Raw genomic sequence first — 16737 nt, 5'->3', positions numbered from 1 at the left:
TATTGTTTAAACTCGATTATTCAGCTTTTTAGCCGTCAGCCTTGAGTCAGGAGTCAGGAGTCAGGAGTCAGGAGTCAGGAGTCAGGAGTCAGGAGTCAGGAGTCAGGAGACAGGAGACAGGAGACAGGAGATTATTTCTATTTATTCTTCCGACACCCCACACCCCACACCCCACACCCTACACCCCACACCCCACACCCCACTTCCTCCATCTCCTAACCCCTGCTAACCCGCTAATTCCCTACTCTAAAGCGTAGATACGACCATCCATGAGCAGACGGGTGATCCCTTTCGCTTCCAGTTGAGCGTGAGCTTTTTCGATCAGGCGACCGTCGGGAACTTTAATCACTTTTTCCTTGCGCTTGGAGAAACGACGAGCGATGCGATGACTTTCAAAGATGGGGAGAGTGCGCTGCTGGATTTCCTGAGGGGGAACCTTACCCAATTCGGCAAAATCCTTGAGGGGACGGGTGATTAATTCGGCAGCGCGATCAATCACCAAGTAACAGGTTTTGGGAAAAGCCGCCGCCGATAGGGGTAATATCTGTAATTGGGCTGTTTTAACGATAGTCGGGCCTAAATAGCTCCCCGCTAGTTCCTCATCCTCCTCATCTTCATCTTCATCTTCATCCTCCTCATCCTCCTCTTCATCCCAATCCTCGTCAAGCTCATCTTCCTCCTCTTCCTCGATAGCTTCGACGAAAAACTCGGTTAAATTAGAGTTTTCTAGGGGTTTATCGCCATTAATTTCTGTATCTTCCGAATTATCTGCTTCTGACGGGTAAGAGGTATCCATTAACAGGGTTAATTGTTCCACAGAAGCGATCGGTTGCTCAAAAGCCTGCTCATCCTTAGCTTCGATGCGCGCTGCCCGAAAACTAATCACCTCGATCGCTTTTTCTGGTAAATCCGCTGCTGCTCCCTCCTCCTCGAGGCCACGAGGATTGCGGGCCAAGCGTTTTTTCTGGATTAACTGCTCGTATTCCTCGCTAGAAAAAGAATTTTTGAGAAAACGACTGACCGTAGAGCTACTCACGCCATAACGCTCGGCTAAGGTGGAAGTGGTGGACTCCGTTTCCCGATAAAGCTTAAGAATTTCTTTTTTCGTGGCATCAGTCAGTTTTCTTGGACTCATATTACTTATATAGTTATTTTTTAAGCGATAGGATCTTGCCGATGGCTAGTCAGGGGAAGCTGTTGTCTTTAAGCGGATGTACTCTTAATCATAAAACGCTCTAGCCAATTAAAACTAAGCAATTCGTTTTCTAGTCCCTGTTCTAGTCTATCCTTGACTTCTGTTTCTCACCACTACTCAAGATTAAAAAATTGACGATGATATCAAGTGCTGCTAGTCAAAAAGCCTTATTAGTTCTGGCCGATGGTACGGTTTACGAGGGTTATTCCTTCGGAGCCAAGGGAACCACTGTCGGCGAAGTTGTCTTTAACACGGGGATGACCGGTTATCAGGAAGTTCTCACCGATCCCAGTTATGCCGGTCAAATCGTCACTTTTACCTATCCGGAATTGGGAAATACGGGGGTTAACCCCGAGGATGAGGAGTCAATTCGTCCCCAGGTGAAAGGAGCGATCGCCAAAAATATCTGCCACCGGCCCAGTAATTGGCGTTCTAGCCAATCCCTACCGGATTATCTGGCCGCTCATCATGTTATTGGCATCTACGGCATCGATACCCGCTCCCTGACCCGCAAAATTCGCTCGTTTGGGGCGATGAATGGGGCAATTTCTACGGAAATACTCGATTATCATGATTTACTGCGGCTGGTGCAAGCAGCCCCCAGTATGGCCGGGTTAAATCTCGTCAAAGAAGTAACCACCAAGGAAGTGTACGAATGGACGACTCCCACCCCCTCCGCTTGGGAATTTGCGCCAATTGATAGTGATCAAGAGGCATTAACGGTGGTGGCGATCGATTTTGGCATCAAACGCAATATTCTCCGGCGTTTAGCCAGCTACGGTTGTCGGGTAATCGTGGTTCCCGCCGACACTCCCCCGGAAAAAATCGCCGAATATAATCCCGATGGTATTTTCTTTTCCAACGGACCGGGAGATCCAGCGGCTGTTACCGAAGGTATTGCCCTAGCCAAGCAACTTTTACAAGGGGAAAAACCCACTTTTGGCATCTGTATGGGTCATCAAATTTTAGGGCTATCCCTAGGAGCAGAAACCTTTAAACTGAAATTTGGTCATCGCGGGTTAAATCAACCCTGTGGACTGCAGCAACAGGTGGAAATTACCAGTCAGAATCACGGTTTTGCGGTGCAGGAAGCCTCTTTAAACCAGGAAGTGGAGATTACCCATCTCAACCTCAATGATCGCACCGTAGCGGGGTTAAAACACAAGTCTTTGCCCTTTTTCTCGGTACAATACCACCCCGAGGCCAGTCCCGGCCCCCACGATGCTGATTATCTGTTTGGCCAATTTGTTGATTTAATGCGGCAAGCAAAAAAGGATCGGTCGTAAATTTTTAGGATATACTAGGGTTTTGATTTTTACGGCTCTCGAGCTAGGAGGCGATTATTCCAGAAGCAATTAACTTGACTGTCAGCTTGCGAGGCACGCGTGAGGTCAGAGATAAGTACCAAATTTTCCGTTTGACGGGTCTTTTAGATGCCTTTTCCGAACCGACTTTTTGTAAGGTGATCGAAGGCTATGTGGAGGAAGGTCCCAAGGATGTGATTATTAGCCTGGCTCAGATTGATTTTATCGATAGCTCCGGTTTAGGGGCTTTGGTAAAATTGGTGAAAAAGGCCAAAACCGAAGGGGGCAGTTTACAAATTGTTACCAATCCCCGGGTAACTCAAACCGTAAAACTGGTGCGATTGGAGAAGTTTTTTTCCCTGCAACCCACCCTAGAAGAAGCGATAAAACATCTAGAAAAAGCGTAAATCGTGGAATCTCCTCTCGAAAAAATTCGCTTACAGGTCAATGGCGAGGGTTCACCACTCCTAGAGGGTCTTGACCGATTATCGCCCGCTTCTCTGGCCTATCTGGGGGATGCTGTTTATGAATTATACATCCGCACCTATTATTTACTGCCGCCCCAGCGTCTCGGGGACTATCACGCTCAGGTGGTGGGCAAAGTCAGGGCCGAACAACAGGCTTTAGATTTAGCACAACTGCAGCCCTATCTGACAGACCAAGAAAAAGAAATTCTGCGCCGGGGACGCAATGCGGTCACGGGAAAACGCCGTCGTCTGACAGCCCAAGTCTATCAGCAGGCCAGCAGTTTAGAAACCCTGTTCGGCTATCTTTATCTGCAAGACCCCTCAAGATTACATCAACTATTAGAAAAACTAGAATTATAGCCCTCAGGTATTATTCCCGACCCCCCTTTTATTAATCCATGCAACCATGAGCGATCGACCATTTCGTGATAAGTCCGATAATCGTAATTCTCGCCGGCCCTCGCGGCCAAAAACTGGGCCAATTCTGACTAAATCCCTGGCAGTAACTCCAGAAAACCAAGAAGCTGATGATCTGCTCTACGGTCGCCGGGTGGTTTTAACGGCCATGGAGGAGGAGCGCCAACTGAATCGGATTTGGGTGGTTAATCGACTCCGTTACGATCCCCGTTATCATACCCTCTTGGAAAAGGCCAAAGCCAACGGCACGGTGATTGATGAGGTGGACGATCTGCGTCTCGATCAGATTACCAGTAAGGCCAATCATCAGGGGATTGCGGCCCAGATGTCCCCCTATGAGTATATCGAATTAGCCGATCTGATCGAGAAAGCTAAGGGCAAAAGTCGCCACCCCGTGATTGTTATCGCTGAAGGTATTACGGATCCCCATAACCTGGGGGCAATTATTCGCACCGCCGAGGCCATGGGTTGTCAGGGGGTGGTTATTCCCCAACGTCGCGCCGCCGGGGTGACATCGACGGTGATGAAAGTGGCGGCGGGGGCCTTGGAATATTTACCTGTGGCCAGGGTGGTCAATCTCAATCGTGCTTTAGAGGAATTAAAAGCGGCTGGTTTTTGGCTCTACGGCACGGCGGCAAAAACTGGTAAATCTTTACACACAATCAATTTAACGGGTGCGATAGGATTGGTAATAGGTTCGGAGGGTGAGGGGTTGAGTCTGTTGACCCAAAAGTCCTGCGATGAGTTGGTATCTATCCCCTTGGCAGGCAAAACCGCCAGTCTCAATGCTTCGGTGGCGGCAGCTATGGCTCTTTACGAGGTTTACCGTCAACGCTGGCAAAATTCCCCCGACTGAAAATCTGTATTTTTCGACACTCCCAATAGCCAAAAGGAGAAAGTATAAATAAAATAGGAAGGAAGTTTGCGAAATGTAAACAAACGTAACAAAACCACCAGAGTAGATTTAGATGGGGAACGAAATGAAAGAATTTTTGATTAGCTTACTCGAAAGGTTCGGATTAGCCTACTGGGTCGAGATTAAAACCGACTATCCCAGATGTACTTATTATTTCGGTCCTTTTCTCGCTAAAGACGAGGCTGAAGTCGCTCAAGCCGGTTACGAAGAAGATTTGAAAACAGAAGGAGCGCAGGGGATTAAATTAGATATAAAACGTTGTCAACCGAAAGATTTAACTATTTTTGAGGAAAAAGAAGAAAGCAAGCTCCTCAATCCCCTAAAGGTGTTACGCAGTCAAGTTTCTTAACAATTTTCAGTGATCGGTAATCAGTGATCAGTAATCAGTGATCAGTAAACAGTGAAAAGACAGCATAAGGCTGCTACTTATGGCAGTTATCTTAAGGCTGAGATAGGAAGTTTTCGTTTTTGGGAGTCAGGATGAATACCGAATTAGGTTAAACTGCCTCTTGAGGATAAAGACCGTAATACTGCTCACTTAATATTCTATTTTCCTACTGATAACTGATAACTGATGGCTAAATATCAATGGGATCGATTTAAAAAGCAGCTATATTCTGCTTCTGTCAGTCTTCCTGCTTCGTAGAGAGTATCGGTAATTTCTGCTAGGGTTAAAACCGAATAAGGTTGATAACCATGGCTACGAAGTTTATCTTTAACAGGGCCACCATGATCGATAAAAACCACGATATCATTAACTAATAATCCCGCCGATTTAATTTTTTCTGCCCCCTCGATCGCACTTTTGCCAGAAATTAAAATATCGTCCACCACTACCACCGTTTCCCCCACTTGAAAATTACCTTCAATTACTCTTCTTGTGCCGTGAGCTTTTACTTCTTTGCGGGGGAAAATCATCGGATGATTTAATAATAAAGATAAACCCGTAGCTGTAGGTAAAGAGCCGTAGGGAATACCAGCAATGCGGTCAAATGTCAAGGTTTTTAATATTTCTCCATAGGCTTCAATTACCTGCTGAAAAATATTAGGATTAGAGATAATTTTTCTCAGATCGATATAATAGGAAAAAGTTTCTCCCGACGCTTGCACATAATCGCCAAACATCAAGCAACCAATATCAAATAATTGTAGAATTAAATCCTGATGAGGATGTTGTTTTAAAAGACAAACGTTAGCAGTCCAAGTATCATCTCCGCTCGATTCTTGCCTTTGATTTTGTTTAATCTTGTTGACTTCCTCGCGTAAATCCTTGACTTTTGCCCCCAAATCAGGTTGAGATAAAAAGTCTTGGGGTACAGGAATTAATAAACCCTCGCCATGGCTATTTAAACCCACAGTAATTAACTCGGAGAATTTACTTTTTTCTTCCCAAATACTGCGTAATAAAATCAATCTTTCGGGGGCAAAATTGCGAATCTTTTTCAAAATCTCTGGTTGAGTGGTTCCCACTTCTAAAAACACCTGTTCGGGAGTTCCCCAAGTGCAAGCTTCTTTGACAACTTGCAGATAAAAAGGATTGTCGCGACTGGGGAATTCTTGCAGATTAATCGCACCTTGATTGGAAGTATGACAAAGGATAAAAGCGCCATGCTCGGGGTAAACTAAAAAAGGAGCAACGTGATCCTGTCCGGAGTAGGGATTGAGAGTAACCGCGTCCACCTGCCAAGTTTTAAAGATAGTCTCAGCTAAAACACTGCTAGTATTAATATCGCCGTGTTTAGCATCCAAAATGACCGGGATATGAGGGGGAATTGCCGTTAAAATTCGCTGTAATAATTCTAACCCTGCCGCTCCCAAAGCTTGATAAAAGCCTAAAGTTGGTTTGTAGGCACAGACAAAAGGGGCAGTTTCATCGATAATAAACTTGAGCCACTGTTCTAAATTAACGATTAATTCTCCCGGGGTGGAGGGCATCATTTCGGGGTTAGCATCTAAACCGAGGACAAGTAGAGTCTGGTTTTGACCAATGGCGTGGTTTAACTTTTGAAAAAAATTCATCGGTTCCTAATCTCAGGATTCTGGATTAGTCTCTAATTCTACACTATTTGGCCGAAAAATAGGCTGTAAAATTGTCTGGTGCAGACTTTTTCTGGTGTCAGCGTCAAGGAATTTCTTTTGTAGTGGTTGCCATTCTTGCCATTTTTGGTGACGGATATTTTGGAAAATTTCTAGTAAAGTGGGCATTTCCTTGGCAAGACAATTAGGGAAAATTTGGCTAAGAAAATCCGAGAGAACACAACAATCCTGCATTTCTCCGAGAATACCTTGAAGGTTTTTAATATCTTCTAGATATTCTCGATACTTGTCGCCATAAAACTGAGTAAATAACTCCATATTATAGCGGGAACGCTTGGCTTCTTTACGGAGATCGTGCAGTAATAATCCTTCTTTTTCCAATAAGGCATCAATTTCTTGACTAGAAAACTCTCGTACTTTTTGATCTTCCTCTAAATTTACCCCAATTAACCAGCCTTCATGGAGTAAAAAGTGACTCGCTTGCGGTAATAATAAGTCTGGTAAAACCGTGGCAATATCTAATTTTCCTATCGGTTGATAGGTAGGATTATCCAACCAACGGGCAAAATCTGCCTTAAAATTGAGAAATTTATCGGACTTTAAGAGTTTTTCTACCTTAGCAAAAGCCTTCTTTCTTCGGCTTTCGAGAACCTCTAAAACTTTCTTTAGTAACTCCTGTTCTTTCGGTGGTAAAATTGGCTGATAATGACCGATAAAAGCCTCTTTTAACACATCTAAATCCCGCAATTCTCCTAAAATTCTGCCCAGATTACCCACCCGTTTTTGATCGGCATATTTCGGCATGGTTAAAGCGGGGGCAAAACCGGTTAAGGTACTGCGAAGACGGCGCATTCCCACACGAATTTGATGTAATTCTTCCGTATCCTGATCGAGTAAAACCCCAACTTCGTGTTTAAGAACTTTATGAAAATGTTTATCAATACCGATATAGGCCCAATCGGCAACAGTTTTAGCTTGAGGATTAAATTTGTTAGTCATTTGTCTTTAGGGAGGAAATAATGTCAAGATGGTGATAGAATCTTTAAATAAAGACTGGAACTAATAGATACCATTTATTCTACACAATAGGATGAAGCAGCAGCTTTAAGAGAAGTTTATGGATAGTTTTTGGCTAGATTATGCGGGGGAAATCGCTTTTCGCACTGGAGAGCATCTTTTCTTGACGGGAATAGCCATGGCTATGGGTAGCTTAATCGGGATTCCTCTAGGTATTTTAATTAGTCGTCAAGCTATTCTCGCCCCACCGATTATAGCGATCGTTAACACCCTACAGACTATCCCCAGTTTAGCCCTATTTGGCTTTTTAATTTCCGTGCCTTTTTTGGGAGGAATCGGCAAAATTCCCGCTATTGTTGCCCTAACTCTCTATACTTTACTGCCAATTGTTTTAAATACCTATCTGGGCATCAAAAAAGTTGATCCCGAATTAAAATTAGCCGGGTTATCCCTAGGCATGACCGACGGTCAAATCCTGCGCTATATCGAATTACCCCTGGCCGGGGCGACAATTTTGGCAGGAGTGAGAATTGCGACGGTGATTGCTATCGGTGTGGCTACGATCGCAGCCGCTATCGGTGGCGGTGGTTTGGGAGTGTTTATTTTTCGCGGTATTGCCACGGTCAACAATCAGTTAATTTTGGCGGGAGCAATTCCTGCCGCTTTTTTAGCCCTTGTTGCCGATTGGAGTCTCGGTTGGCTAGAAAAGACCTTTTCCCCTTCGCAACGTCCGAAAAAGCCCTCTAAATGGCAATGGGGCTTAGGTTTAATCGGGTTGGCCTTGCTATCTTTCCTCTTGACTCAGATTTTCCATTCATCCCCCGGCACCGTGGTGATCGGTTCCAAAAATTTTACCGAACAGGTGATTTTAGGGGAAATTTTGGCACAGGAGATCGAAAAAGAGACGAATTTAAGGGTCGAACGTCAATTTAATCTCGGCGGTACTCTGATCTGTCATGAAGCGGTGAAAGCGGGTAAAATCGACGGTTATGTGGAGTATTCTGGCACGGCTTTCACGGGAATTTTGCAAGAAAAACCCCTTAACGATGCCCGATTAGTCTCTGAAAAGCTGCAAGAGATTTATCCAGAAAAATTTAATCTAGAAGTCTTTCCCAGTTTAGGATTCGAGAATACTTTCGCCATTGTTATCCGGGGAGAAACCGCCAGTCAATACAATCTGAAAACTCTCTCGCAAGCGGCTAAATATACCCCCAATTGGCAAGCGGGTTTTGGTTATGAATTTTTGGAAAGGGAAGACGGTTACAAGGGATTAGCGAAGACCTACGGGCTAAATTTTGCCCGACCCCCGAAAGTGATGGATTTAGGGTTAATGTACCGCGCTTTAGCCGAAAAACAAGTGGATTTAGTGGCGGGAAATTCCACCGATGGCTTAATTCCCGTGCTAGATTTAGTCATCCTAGAAGATGATCGACGCTATTTTCCTCCCTACGAAGCGGTACCGATTTTTAACCTGGATAGTTTGCAAAAATATCCACAATTGCGACAGGTTTTAGCCAAACTCACCGGCAAAATTACCTCCACAGCCATGCAGAAATTAAACTATCAGGTGGATGGACGCGATCGTAGGGTGGAGGAAGTGGTCAAAGAATTTCTAGTCTCCCTCTCTTAACCATTTAGTCACTCCCCCGGGTTGGTCGATTAAACTAATGCCTTGGGCTTTTAATTCTGCGCGAATGCGATCGCTTTCGGCGTAATTTTTCGCTTTTTTCGCCTCTGTCCGTTGTTGGATCAGATTTTCGATATCCGCTGCACTAATTCCCTCAGAAACAGGGGTTTCTCCCTGGTCAGCGGCCATTTCTAAGCCCAAAACCCTAGACAATTTCACCAAAGTATGCCATTTTACCGCTAATTGGGCGAGATTGCTGTCTGTCTTACCCGCATGGGTTAAATTATTACCCTCCTTGCGTAATTCCTTAGCGATTTCAAATAACACCGCTAAACCACCGGCAAAGTTAAAATCGTGATTTACCGCCTCTTGAAAGCGATTTTCTAGCTCTTGGTCGGTAATTGCGGGATTATCTTGCTGAAGATGCTTATAACCAAAGGATAAACCCTCTTGTAAAGTATGCCAGCCATTAGTGGCCGCCTGCAATCCCTCATCAGAAAAATCAATCGGTTTGCGGTATTGGGCGCCTAAAATTAATAATCTCACGGCTAAGGGGTCATATTTTGCCAATAACTCGCGAATAGTGATGAAATTACCGAGGGATTTTGACATTTTTTCCCCTGCCACCTTAACCATGCCATTATGTAACCAATATTGGGCCAGAGGTTTACCCGTAGCCGCTTCACTTTGGGCAATTTCGTTTTCGTGGTGGGGAAAAATTAGATCACTTCCCCCCACATGAATATCGATAGTTTCTCCCAATTGTTCTTTGACCATGGCCGAACATTCAATATGCCACCCCGGACGACCTTGGCCCCAGGGAGAATCCCAACTAGGTTCCCCCGGTTTTGCCCCTTTCCAGAGGGCAAAATCAAAGGGGTCTTGTTTTTTAATTGCTTCCGGGTCGTCGGTTTCTACCCGGCCGCTGGCCCCGGCTTGCAAATCATCCAGTTTTCGCCCTGATAGTTTGCCATAATCGGAAAAACGACGGACGGAATAGTAAACATCGCCATCGCTGGGGTAGGCATAGCCTTTTTGTTCTAATTCATAGACTAGGCGCTTGATGCCGTCGAGGGTATGAGTGGCCCGGGGATAAGCGTCCGCCGGTCTGACTCCTAATTTTGCCATATCCTCAAAGTAGGCCTGGATAAATTTCTCGGCTACGGCTGCCATGGTGGTATGTTCATTTTTAGCCCGATTGAGAATTTTATCGTCAATATCGGTGAAATTCTGAATATAGCGCACTTTATAGCCGAGATACTCTAAATAACGCCGCACCACATCCCAAACCACACAGGTACGCGCATGACCCAAATGGCAATAATCATAGACGGTAATGCCGCAGCAATACATGGAGACAATGCCGGGGATGAGGGGGGTAAAGGGTTCTTCGCGACGACTGAGGGTGTTGTAGAGGATTAAGGTCATGGATGGGGATTTTTTTCTGGGGAAAAAGGCTAGTCCAATTTTATAGCAGTTATCAGTGATCAGTTATCAGTTATCAGTGATCAGTTATCAGTAACCGCTAACCACTTTCCCTGATTTCCCTACTATATTTTGTGTTTTTTGTCAAGGGGTTTTTAGGGTTTTAGTAAAGATGTGACGGTAAGATTCGAGGAGATAGGACTGTTTTGATGAGGACTATTATTGTTGAAATCGATAGAATAACGATAGGGGAAGCTTGATTGTTTGCCTCAACCGACAATTTTTATTGTTAATCAACTTTGACCAGACCATCACCATGAATGAACCACCTAATAGCGCTGGCGATGAAATCCAATTACCCCGGGGAGAAAGAGTTGACCAGCTAAGAAATCTCATCGAAACCCTACGCATTGCCGATGAAGTGGCCAATCGCGGTTATTTGATTACCAGCGCCGAAGTGGCCGATTTAATGGATATTAATCCAGGGGCCGTTACCAGTCGCGGCGACCATTGGCCGTGGCGAAATTGGGTAATCTCCCGGGTCAGACGGGAGGGAAACCAAATTCTTTGGCAGTTGGAAAAAGTCGATTAGGATTAATTGCAACCATCAGTTAATTTCTCTCTTAACTTTTGTAAATTAGTAATTATCTCGTCATTTTCCCCCAGCAGATGACGCGCAAAACGTCGGGCCAGGGGCGGAGCCGATACAATTGTACTGGTAAAGCCAGAAAATACCTGCAATCCCAGTTTATCGGCGATCGCTCCCACTAGGGCCCGTCCCGAGGGGGCAAAGGCCACTAGGCAATGATGACAACTTCCGGGGAGAGAGGCTAAAGAGGGCAGCAATGTCCCCACGGCGGTGCGTATTGCTTTTTCCCCCGCCAGAGGGTTTAAAATCGCACCTGGATCGGTGATAATGGCGCTAATTTGCCCTAGATAAAGGCTTTGATCCCGGAATTGTACCGCCCCCGTTTCTAAAACACTGGCAATTATTTCTGGGGTTTCTCTCTGCCAAATGCCCTGATTTTCTAGTTGGGTGATTTTTTGCTCTAATACCAATCTGGCAGGAATTGCAGGCATAACTAGGGTGTTTAATTTGATTTCGCTGGGGGGAATTTTGATCACCTGGGCATGGGTAAAATAGACGGGAGCAGCAATACCAGATTTTTGCAGTAAAGACCGGGTTAATCCCCCCGCACAAACGATAGTTTCCCCGGCATGATAATTATTTTTAGGAGTTTTTACGCCGGTAATTCTCGATGCAGTTTCAATTAATTCGATGACAGCTTCCCGAATAATCTTGCCTCCCAGACGCAGAAAAGCTTGTTGATAGGCAAGATTAGTTTTTTCGGCGTTAATGTGACCGTGGGGCAGTCGTAAAACTCCCGAAATAGCTGCGGGATTTAATAGAGGTTCTAAAGCGATCGCTGCTTGCGGATCGAGAATTTCGGGGGTAATAGCAAAGATAGCAAATTTTTCGGCCACAGTGACCGGATCATCTTCGGGGTTAACGGTGAGAATTAAGTCTATGTCCCGGTATTCGTTATCTATGCCCAATTCTTGGGATAAATTGCGCTGAATTTCTCGACCTTCTTGATATAATTTTCTCTCGATTTCTGTGGTAGCCGACCAATAGGCTAAACCCCCGTAACTGTAGAAAGTGGCGTTGAGGGGATGGGTTTCTTTTTCTAATAAGAGGACTCGACTGCCTAGGTTGGCTAGTTCATAGCTTAAGGCGGAACCGGTGATACCACCACCGATAATTATATAATCATAAGTTGTGGTCATAATTGGGCTAATTTTTCCTCGATTAATCTATTCTATCATTATACTTGCTCGGTTCCTTGGTTCTGATTTTGTCGATAATTGCTATAATTACAGAAAAAGTTCAAAGGGGGATAGGATAACTATGCAACAGCTAGAAACTAGGGGGATAACTGACCGATGGATTAGAGGTAGTTGGGAAGAATACTTAGCAGCAATTAACCACCTCCCAGAGAATCAAGGAAAAAGTTATTATTACAATGGCTATTATCGATTAGAAATGACTCCTATTGGTAACGATCATGCCAGCGATCATGCTATTTTGATCTTCGCTGTTAGTCTCTATGCTACCCTAAAAAATCTGGCCTTTAATGCCAAGGATAATTGCAGTTTTCGCAAGTCTGGTTATCGAGAATTCCAACCGGATATATCTTATTATTTTGCAGAAAAAGCTAATCTGATTCCCTACGGTACTTCGCTGATTGATTTAAATCAGTATCCCCCACCAGATTTAGTCATTGAAATCTCAAAATCTACCCTTAATGATGACTTAGGTAATAAACGCTTACTCTATGAAGAATTAGGGGTTAGTGAATACTGGAGTGTTAACGTCGATTATCCCCAAATATTCGCTTTTGAAATAATCGATCGAGGTAGCAAAAGAATTGATATATCAAAGGTTTTACCTAATTTAAAACTTGCGGTTTTAGAGTCAGCTTTACAACAGGCACGCACCAGAGATCAAAGTCAGGTGGGACGTTGGTTAATCAGTCAATTTCAAGGTTAAATCCTGCGGTTTTTTAGCAGCCGCTTTCTCCAATAAAGACTCGGCAAAAGCGAGGGCATCCGCTGCCGAATTTCCTCCCGTTAATTGTGCCAATTCTTCCCTTCTCGTCTGACGATTATCGAGAGAAGTAACCCGGACAACCGTGCGAATTTCCGAGAGATTAGTGGAATTATCTTCGGCAATCATTTGTTTATAAACCCGAAAATGGTGATCAGCTAAAGCAGCCACTAAGGGTTGATGAGTAACGCATAAAACTTGATATTGTTGACCTAATTGATCTAATTTATCGGCAATTGCCTGGGCAACTTTTCCCGATACTCCCGCGTCAATTTCGTCAAAAATTAGGGTTGCCGCTGCCGATTGGGATTGGGAAAAACAGGACTTTAATGCTAGGAGAAAACGACTCATTTCTCCTCCGGAAGCGGTACTGGATAAAGGTTGGATTTTTTCCCCCGGATTGGGACTAAAATAAAATACCACCTGATCGACTCCCAGACTGCTAGGATTACCCGGGTCAATCCGACAGACAAAAATCACCTTTTCCATGGCTAAAGGTTTTAATTCCTGTACCAATTGTTTTTCTAGTTGACTAGCGGTTTCTTGTCGCAAAAAGGTTAACTGGGTGCTAGTTTCTCGATAGATGTTTTCCTGTTGCTGACAAATTTTTTCTAATTCTTCAATGGATTGTCCTTCTCCCGTCAACTCCGCTAATTCCTGCTGTAATTTCTGATAATAATCGAGTGCTTCGGCTAAACTTGGGCCATACTTGCGACAAATGCGCTTAAGTTGGACAATTCTCTCTTCTATCTCGTTCAATCTCTCGGGATCTGCCTCTAGACTATCCCCATAAACGTTGATTTCCTGTCCCGCTTCCACTACCTGATTTAATGCCGATCGCACCATCTCTAAAATTGGCTCTAAACTGCTATCATAAACCATCATATTTGTCAAGATATTTTCAGCTTTTCCTAACAAATCAGCGACGGCCGGTTGATCGCGATCATTTTGGTAGAGGAGTTGATAGACTTGATAGCTGGAATTTTGCAAATCGACAGCGTGGGAGAGTCGATTTCTTTCCTGTTCCAACTGTTCCAACTCGTCAGCGTCAGTTAAATTAGCTGATTCTAGTTCTTTTAGTTGATATTCTAATAAATCTAATCTCTGTAGGCGATTTTGTTCCGATTGCAACCTATTATTTAAAATATTCTTGCTTTCTTGCCAGTTAAGGTAGGCTGTGGCTACTTTTTCCCGCTGCAGCAGCAGCGACTCACCCCCGTAGAGATCTAATAATTCCCTCTGTCGATTAGCGTCCATTAACTGAACTGTTTGACCTTGGGCGGTGATTTCTACCAAAAAATCTCTTATTTGCGCCATTTGTTGGCGATTAGCGACGACTCCGTTAATCCGAGAACGAGAACGCAAGGAATTATTAGTAATCACTAATTCCCGGCTGATGGTCAGACTATTATCCTCTAATAGGTCAATTTCCTGACTTTCTAGCCAAGCAATTAATTCTGGAGTTAGAGAAAAAGTCGCTTCTAGGGTTGATTGTTGGCTTCCCTGACGGATGACGCGATGATTGACTTTACCACCGAGAACAATATCGATCGCATCTAATATAATTGATTTTCCTGCCCCCGTCTCACCGGTCAGTACATTTAATCCGCTCCCGAAAGTTAATTCTAGGCGATCGATGAGGGTAAAATTTTCAATTTGTAGGCAGGATAACATATATCAGTAATCAGTAATCAGTTGCTAAGTAGGTAGGCGTTAAAAATTATCAGACACCCCCCTTATTAAGGGGGGATTAAGGGGGGACTAAGGGGGGATCGGCATCCCCCTTATTAAGGGGGGCAAGGGGGATCGAACCTAAAATCCATTTTTAATTTAATTATAACCAGTTACTTATTCTCATTATCTTTCAGCATTCCCTAATTTTCCCCGAAACGGTAGCCTTTCCCATAGACAGTATTAATTAGAGGTGTTTCTCCAGCCGCTTCGATTTTACGACGCAGCAAGCGCATGAGGGCAGCAACTACATTGCTATTAGGTTGCTCTCCTTCTGACCAGAGATGCTGATAAATTTGTTCATGGGTGAGAAGTTGCCCGGGATGGGTCATAAATAAAGTCAACAATTGTACTTCTTTTGCTGATAAACTAATCGTGCGACCGTGACGATAGGCCAATTGATTTTCGCTATCGAGTTCTAAATCAGCACATTTTAATTTACTGCTATTACTAGCTTCAAAATTGGGAGAACGACGCAATAAAGCACGGACTCTCGCTAATAATTCTCGCAGTTGAAAGGGTTTGACTAAATAATCATCAGCACCGGCATCTAATCCCGCCACTCGATCGTCTATGGTATCCTTAGCGGTTAGAAATAAAACGGGAGTGGTGTCCCCCTGATCCCGTAAATATTGACAGATTTGTAATCCGGATTGCTGGGGTAACATCCAATCGAGAATTAAGAGGTCATAATTATTCTCTCGTGCCAATTCTAACCCCGTCCGACCATTATCAGCAATATCAACTTCATAGCCTTCTTGAGCAAGAATTTGTTCTAAGGGTTCGGTTAATTCTTTTTCATCGTCAACGATAAGTATTTTCATAAAAGTAAAAAAGATGGTGTTGGGTTTTGGGGTTTTGGGGTTTTGGGGTTTTTTAGTTGAATCTCCCCATTTCCCCTATCTCCCCATATCCCCATTTCTCCTAATTATCGATCTTTGGGGAATAAATTGCGCCATTCGAGAGGGATATAACTTTCAATAAATCTAGCCAGGGTTTGGTAATGACGCTGATACAAAACTCCCATATAGATAATACCAAGTCCTAGGACGGTTAGGGCAAAGGGAAAGAAAATTGAATCGGCAAAGATACGATAGGAGAGATAGGAAAGATAGGCAAATACTCCGACACCTCCGAAAACTACAAATAATCTTCTTTTTAGCAGGACGGATAATAACATCAATCCCAAGTTAATTAGACAGTACAAAAATCGTTGCGCTTCATTATCATCGATGAGGAGAGATAGACTAAACCAAAACATAATCAATCCGAATAGGTACAGCCAAAAAGCAAAATCACCCCGACTACGGCGCTGACGTACATCAATTAAATAGGCAGTTATTAAACAGGCAATTCCAAACCAAAAGGATACCCACAGTCGCAGTCTCCATGTATATTCGTTCTCCCCAAATAGTAAAGGAGTTAAGTCCATTGACATATACCACAGACTAAAGGCGATCGGTGCAGTTAAAAAAGGAAATTTAACAAATCGCAAAGTTATTAATCCCGCGATAATCGTGCCTAATTCCATTAAAAACCAACTGCCTTTAATCCATGTATGGAAATCTCGATAGATGCCAGGATATCCGGCTTGCCAGTATCCTGTCCAGCGTTGTAAACCATAGATTGCTAAGGGAGTCATTGCCACTGCCATGGTAAATAAAAGACCGCCGGGGATTTTGAGATTTTGCTGAAAATAGAGATTTTTACCGGTGAAAATAAAACAAATTGCATAAAACAGGGCGATAAAAAATAGTCCTGCACCACCGAAACTCTCCCAAGCTTCATTCATAAACCACCCCAGGGCAGAGATAACAATTAATGCCCCAAAATAATAGGCCACATTAGCAAAATTAAAGCGAGGGCGATTAACTTCATCTTCCTGGGGATAACGGGACAAAAAAGCTGTCCATAAATTTTCAGCTTGGCTGGCAGTAATTAGGTTTTGTTGTACTGCCCAATCAAAATCTTCTTTTTCTAGTCTCATAATATT

At 43.8% G+C, this 16737-nt stretch carries 16 protein-coding genes; 8 read left to right on the top strand and 8 right to left on the bottom strand.

The genetic code is table 11. The features are described 5' to 3' along the window. Positions 1-241 precede the first annotated feature (241 nt). A complete protein-coding gene (locus myaer_RS09535; RefSeq protein ID WP_046661918.1) occupies positions 242-1135 on the bottom strand; it encodes a transposase in 894 nt (297 codons plus the stop codon). Positions 1136-1332: 197 nt separating this feature from the next. Between myaer_RS09535 and carA the strand changes: the two genes are divergently transcribed. From carA to myaer_RS09510, 5 genes are all read left to right on the top strand, one after another. Beyond that, positions 1333-2481: a glutamine-hydrolyzing carbamoyl-phosphate synthase small subunit gene (gene carA, locus myaer_RS09530; protein ID WP_046661917.1), complete on the top strand. Its 1149-nt coding sequence runs from the start codon at positions 1333-1335 to the stop codon at positions 2479-2481. Positions 2482-2555: 74 nt separating this feature from the next. Continuing rightward, a complete protein-coding gene (locus myaer_RS09525; RefSeq protein WP_046661916.1) occupies positions 2556-2906 on the top strand; it encodes an STAS domain-containing protein in 351 nt (116 codons plus the stop codon). Between the two features lie 3 nt (positions 2907-2909). Then, positions 2910-3326 carry a Mini-ribonuclease 3 gene (locus myaer_RS09520; protein WP_046661915.1) on the top strand — a complete coding sequence of 139 codons (417 nt, stop codon included), beginning with the start codon at positions 2910-2912 and terminating at the stop codon, positions 3324-3326. Positions 3327-3372: 46 nt separating this feature from the next. Beyond that, the gene (gene rlmB / locus myaer_RS09515) at positions 3373-4239 is read left to right on the top strand and encodes a 23S rRNA (guanosine(2251)-2'-O)-methyltransferase RlmB (protein ID WP_046661914.1); all 867 of its coding nucleotides are present in this window, start codon (positions 3373-3375) and stop codon (positions 4237-4239) included. A gap of 112 nt (positions 4240-4351) precedes the next feature. Continuing rightward, a complete protein-coding gene (locus myaer_RS09510; RefSeq protein ID WP_046661913.1) occupies positions 4352-4648 on the top strand; it encodes a DUF1816 domain-containing protein in 297 nt (98 codons plus the stop codon). Positions 4649-4884: 236 nt separating this feature from the next. Here the strand turns inward: myaer_RS09510 and myaer_RS09505 are convergent, their stop codons facing one another. Beyond that, complete coding sequence (locus tag myaer_RS09505) at positions 4885-6318, bottom strand: bifunctional orotidine-5'-phosphate decarboxylase/orotate phosphoribosyltransferase (RefSeq protein ID WP_046661912.1); 1434 nt, start codon at positions 6316-6318, stop codon at positions 4885-4887. Positions 6319-6330: 12 nt separating this feature from the next. Then, on the bottom strand, positions 6331-7335 hold the full coding sequence (locus myaer_RS09500; protein ID WP_046661911.1) for a CHAD domain-containing protein: 1005 nt from the start codon (positions 7333-7335) through the stop codon (positions 6331-6333). A 118-nt stretch (positions 7336-7453) separates the two neighbouring features. Between myaer_RS09500 and myaer_RS09495 the strand changes: the two genes are divergently transcribed. Beyond that, positions 7454-8983 carry a glycine betaine ABC transporter substrate-binding protein gene (locus myaer_RS09495; RefSeq protein WP_046661910.1) on the top strand — a complete coding sequence of 510 codons (1530 nt, stop codon included), beginning with the start codon at positions 7454-7456 and terminating at the stop codon, positions 8981-8983. Here myaer_RS09495 and cysS read toward each other — a convergent pair. Next, on the bottom strand, positions 8966-10408 hold the full coding sequence (gene cysS / locus myaer_RS09490) for a cysteine--tRNA ligase (RefSeq protein WP_046661909.1): 1443 nt from the start codon (positions 10406-10408) through the stop codon (positions 8966-8968). The genes myaer_RS09495 and cysS overlap by 18 nt on opposite strands. A gap of 313 nt (positions 10409-10721) precedes the next feature. Between cysS and myaer_RS09485 the strand changes: the two genes are divergently transcribed. After that, positions 10722-10997: a hypothetical protein gene (locus tag myaer_RS09485; RefSeq protein WP_002768833.1), complete on the top strand. Its 276-nt coding sequence runs from the start codon at positions 10722-10724 to the stop codon at positions 10995-10997. A 2-nt stretch (positions 10998-10999) separates the two neighbouring features. Here myaer_RS09485 and myaer_RS09480 read toward each other — a convergent pair whose 3' ends face one another. Next, the gene (locus myaer_RS09480) at positions 11000-12193 is read right to left on the bottom strand and encodes an NAD(P)/FAD-dependent oxidoreductase (RefSeq protein ID WP_046661908.1); all 1194 of its coding nucleotides are present in this window, start codon (positions 12191-12193) and stop codon (positions 11000-11002) included. Between the two features lie 121 nt (positions 12194-12314). Here myaer_RS09480 and myaer_RS09475 point away from each other — a divergent pair, with 121 nt between their 5' ends. After that, entirely contained in the window at positions 12315-12956 is a 642-nt protein-coding gene (locus myaer_RS09475; RefSeq protein WP_046661907.1) for a Uma2 family endonuclease, read from the top strand. Here the strand turns inward: myaer_RS09475 and recN are convergent. The 3 genes from recN to myaer_RS09460 form a co-directional block, all read right to left on the bottom strand. Beyond that, positions 12933-14687 carry a DNA repair protein RecN gene (gene recN / locus myaer_RS09470; protein WP_046661906.1) on the bottom strand — a complete coding sequence of 585 codons (1755 nt, stop codon included), beginning with the start codon at positions 14685-14687 and terminating at the stop codon, positions 12933-12935. The genes myaer_RS09475 and recN overlap by 24 nt on opposite strands. Positions 14688-14887: 200 nt before the next feature. Continuing rightward, positions 14888-15568, bottom strand: coding sequence for a two-component system response regulator RppA (gene rppA / locus myaer_RS09465; protein WP_046661905.1), 681 nt, complete (start codon positions 15566-15568; stop codon positions 14888-14890). 104 nt (positions 15569-15672) lie between these two features. Continuing rightward, positions 15673-16731, bottom strand: a complete 1059-nt coding sequence (locus tag myaer_RS09460) for a hypothetical protein (RefSeq protein ID WP_046661904.1) — start codon at positions 16729-16731, stop codon at positions 15673-15675. Between the last annotated feature and the right edge of the window lie 6 nt (positions 16732-16737).

Source organism: Microcystis aeruginosa NIES-2549, from assembly GCF_000981785.2.
GTDB classification, from domain to species: Bacteria; Cyanobacteriota; Cyanobacteriia; order Cyanobacteriales; family Microcystaceae; genus Microcystis; species Microcystis aeruginosa_C.
The sequence above is the reverse complement of the archived record's forward strand: the minus strand, read 5'-3'. Positions and strand labels throughout refer to the sequence as shown.

Coding starts and splice junctions, on each gene's coding strand:
- myaer_RS09535 (WP_046661918.1), bottom strand. CDS start 1,135: ATGAGTCCAAGAAAACTGACTGATGCCACGAAAAAAGAAATTCTTAAG.
- carA (WP_046661917.1), top strand. CDS start 1,333: ATGATATCAAGTGCTGCTAGTCAAAAAGCCTTATTAGTTCTGGCCGAT.
- rlmB (WP_046661914.1), top strand. CDS start 3,373: ATGAGCGATCGACCATTTCGTGATAAGTCCGATAATCGTAATTCTCGC.
- myaer_RS09510 (WP_046661913.1), top strand. CDS start 4,352: ATGGGGAACGAAATGAAAGAATTTTTGATTAGCTTACTCGAAAGGTTC.
- myaer_RS09505 (WP_046661912.1), bottom strand. CDS start 6,318: ATGAATTTTTTTCAAAAGTTAAACCACGCCATTGGTCAAAACCAGACT.
- myaer_RS09500 (WP_046661911.1), bottom strand. CDS start 7,335: ATGACTAACAAATTTAATCCTCAAGCTAAAACTGTTGCCGATTGGGCC.
- myaer_RS09495 (WP_046661910.1), top strand. CDS start 7,454: ATGGATAGTTTTTGGCTAGATTATGCGGGGGAAATCGCTTTTCGCACT.
- cysS (WP_046661909.1), bottom strand. CDS start 10,408: ATGACCTTAATCCTCTACAACACCCTCAGTCGTCGCGAAGAACCCTTT.
- myaer_RS09485 (WP_002768833.1), top strand. CDS start 10,722: ATGAATGAACCACCTAATAGCGCTGGCGATGAAATCCAATTACCCCGG.
- myaer_RS09480 (WP_046661908.1), bottom strand. CDS start 12,193: ATGACCACAACTTATGATTATATAATTATCGGTGGTGGTATCACCGGT.
- myaer_RS09475 (WP_046661907.1), top strand. CDS start 12,315: ATGCAACAGCTAGAAACTAGGGGGATAACTGACCGATGGATTAGAGGT.
- recN (WP_046661906.1), bottom strand. CDS start 14,687: ATGTTATCCTGCCTACAAATTGAAAATTTTACCCTCATCGATCGCCTA.
- rppA (WP_046661905.1), bottom strand. CDS start 15,568: ATGAAAATACTTATCGTTGACGATGAAAAAGAATTAACCGAACCCTTA.
- myaer_RS09460 (WP_046661904.1), bottom strand. CDS start 16,731: ATGAGACTAGAAAAAGAAGATTTTGATTGGGCAGTACAACAAAACCTA.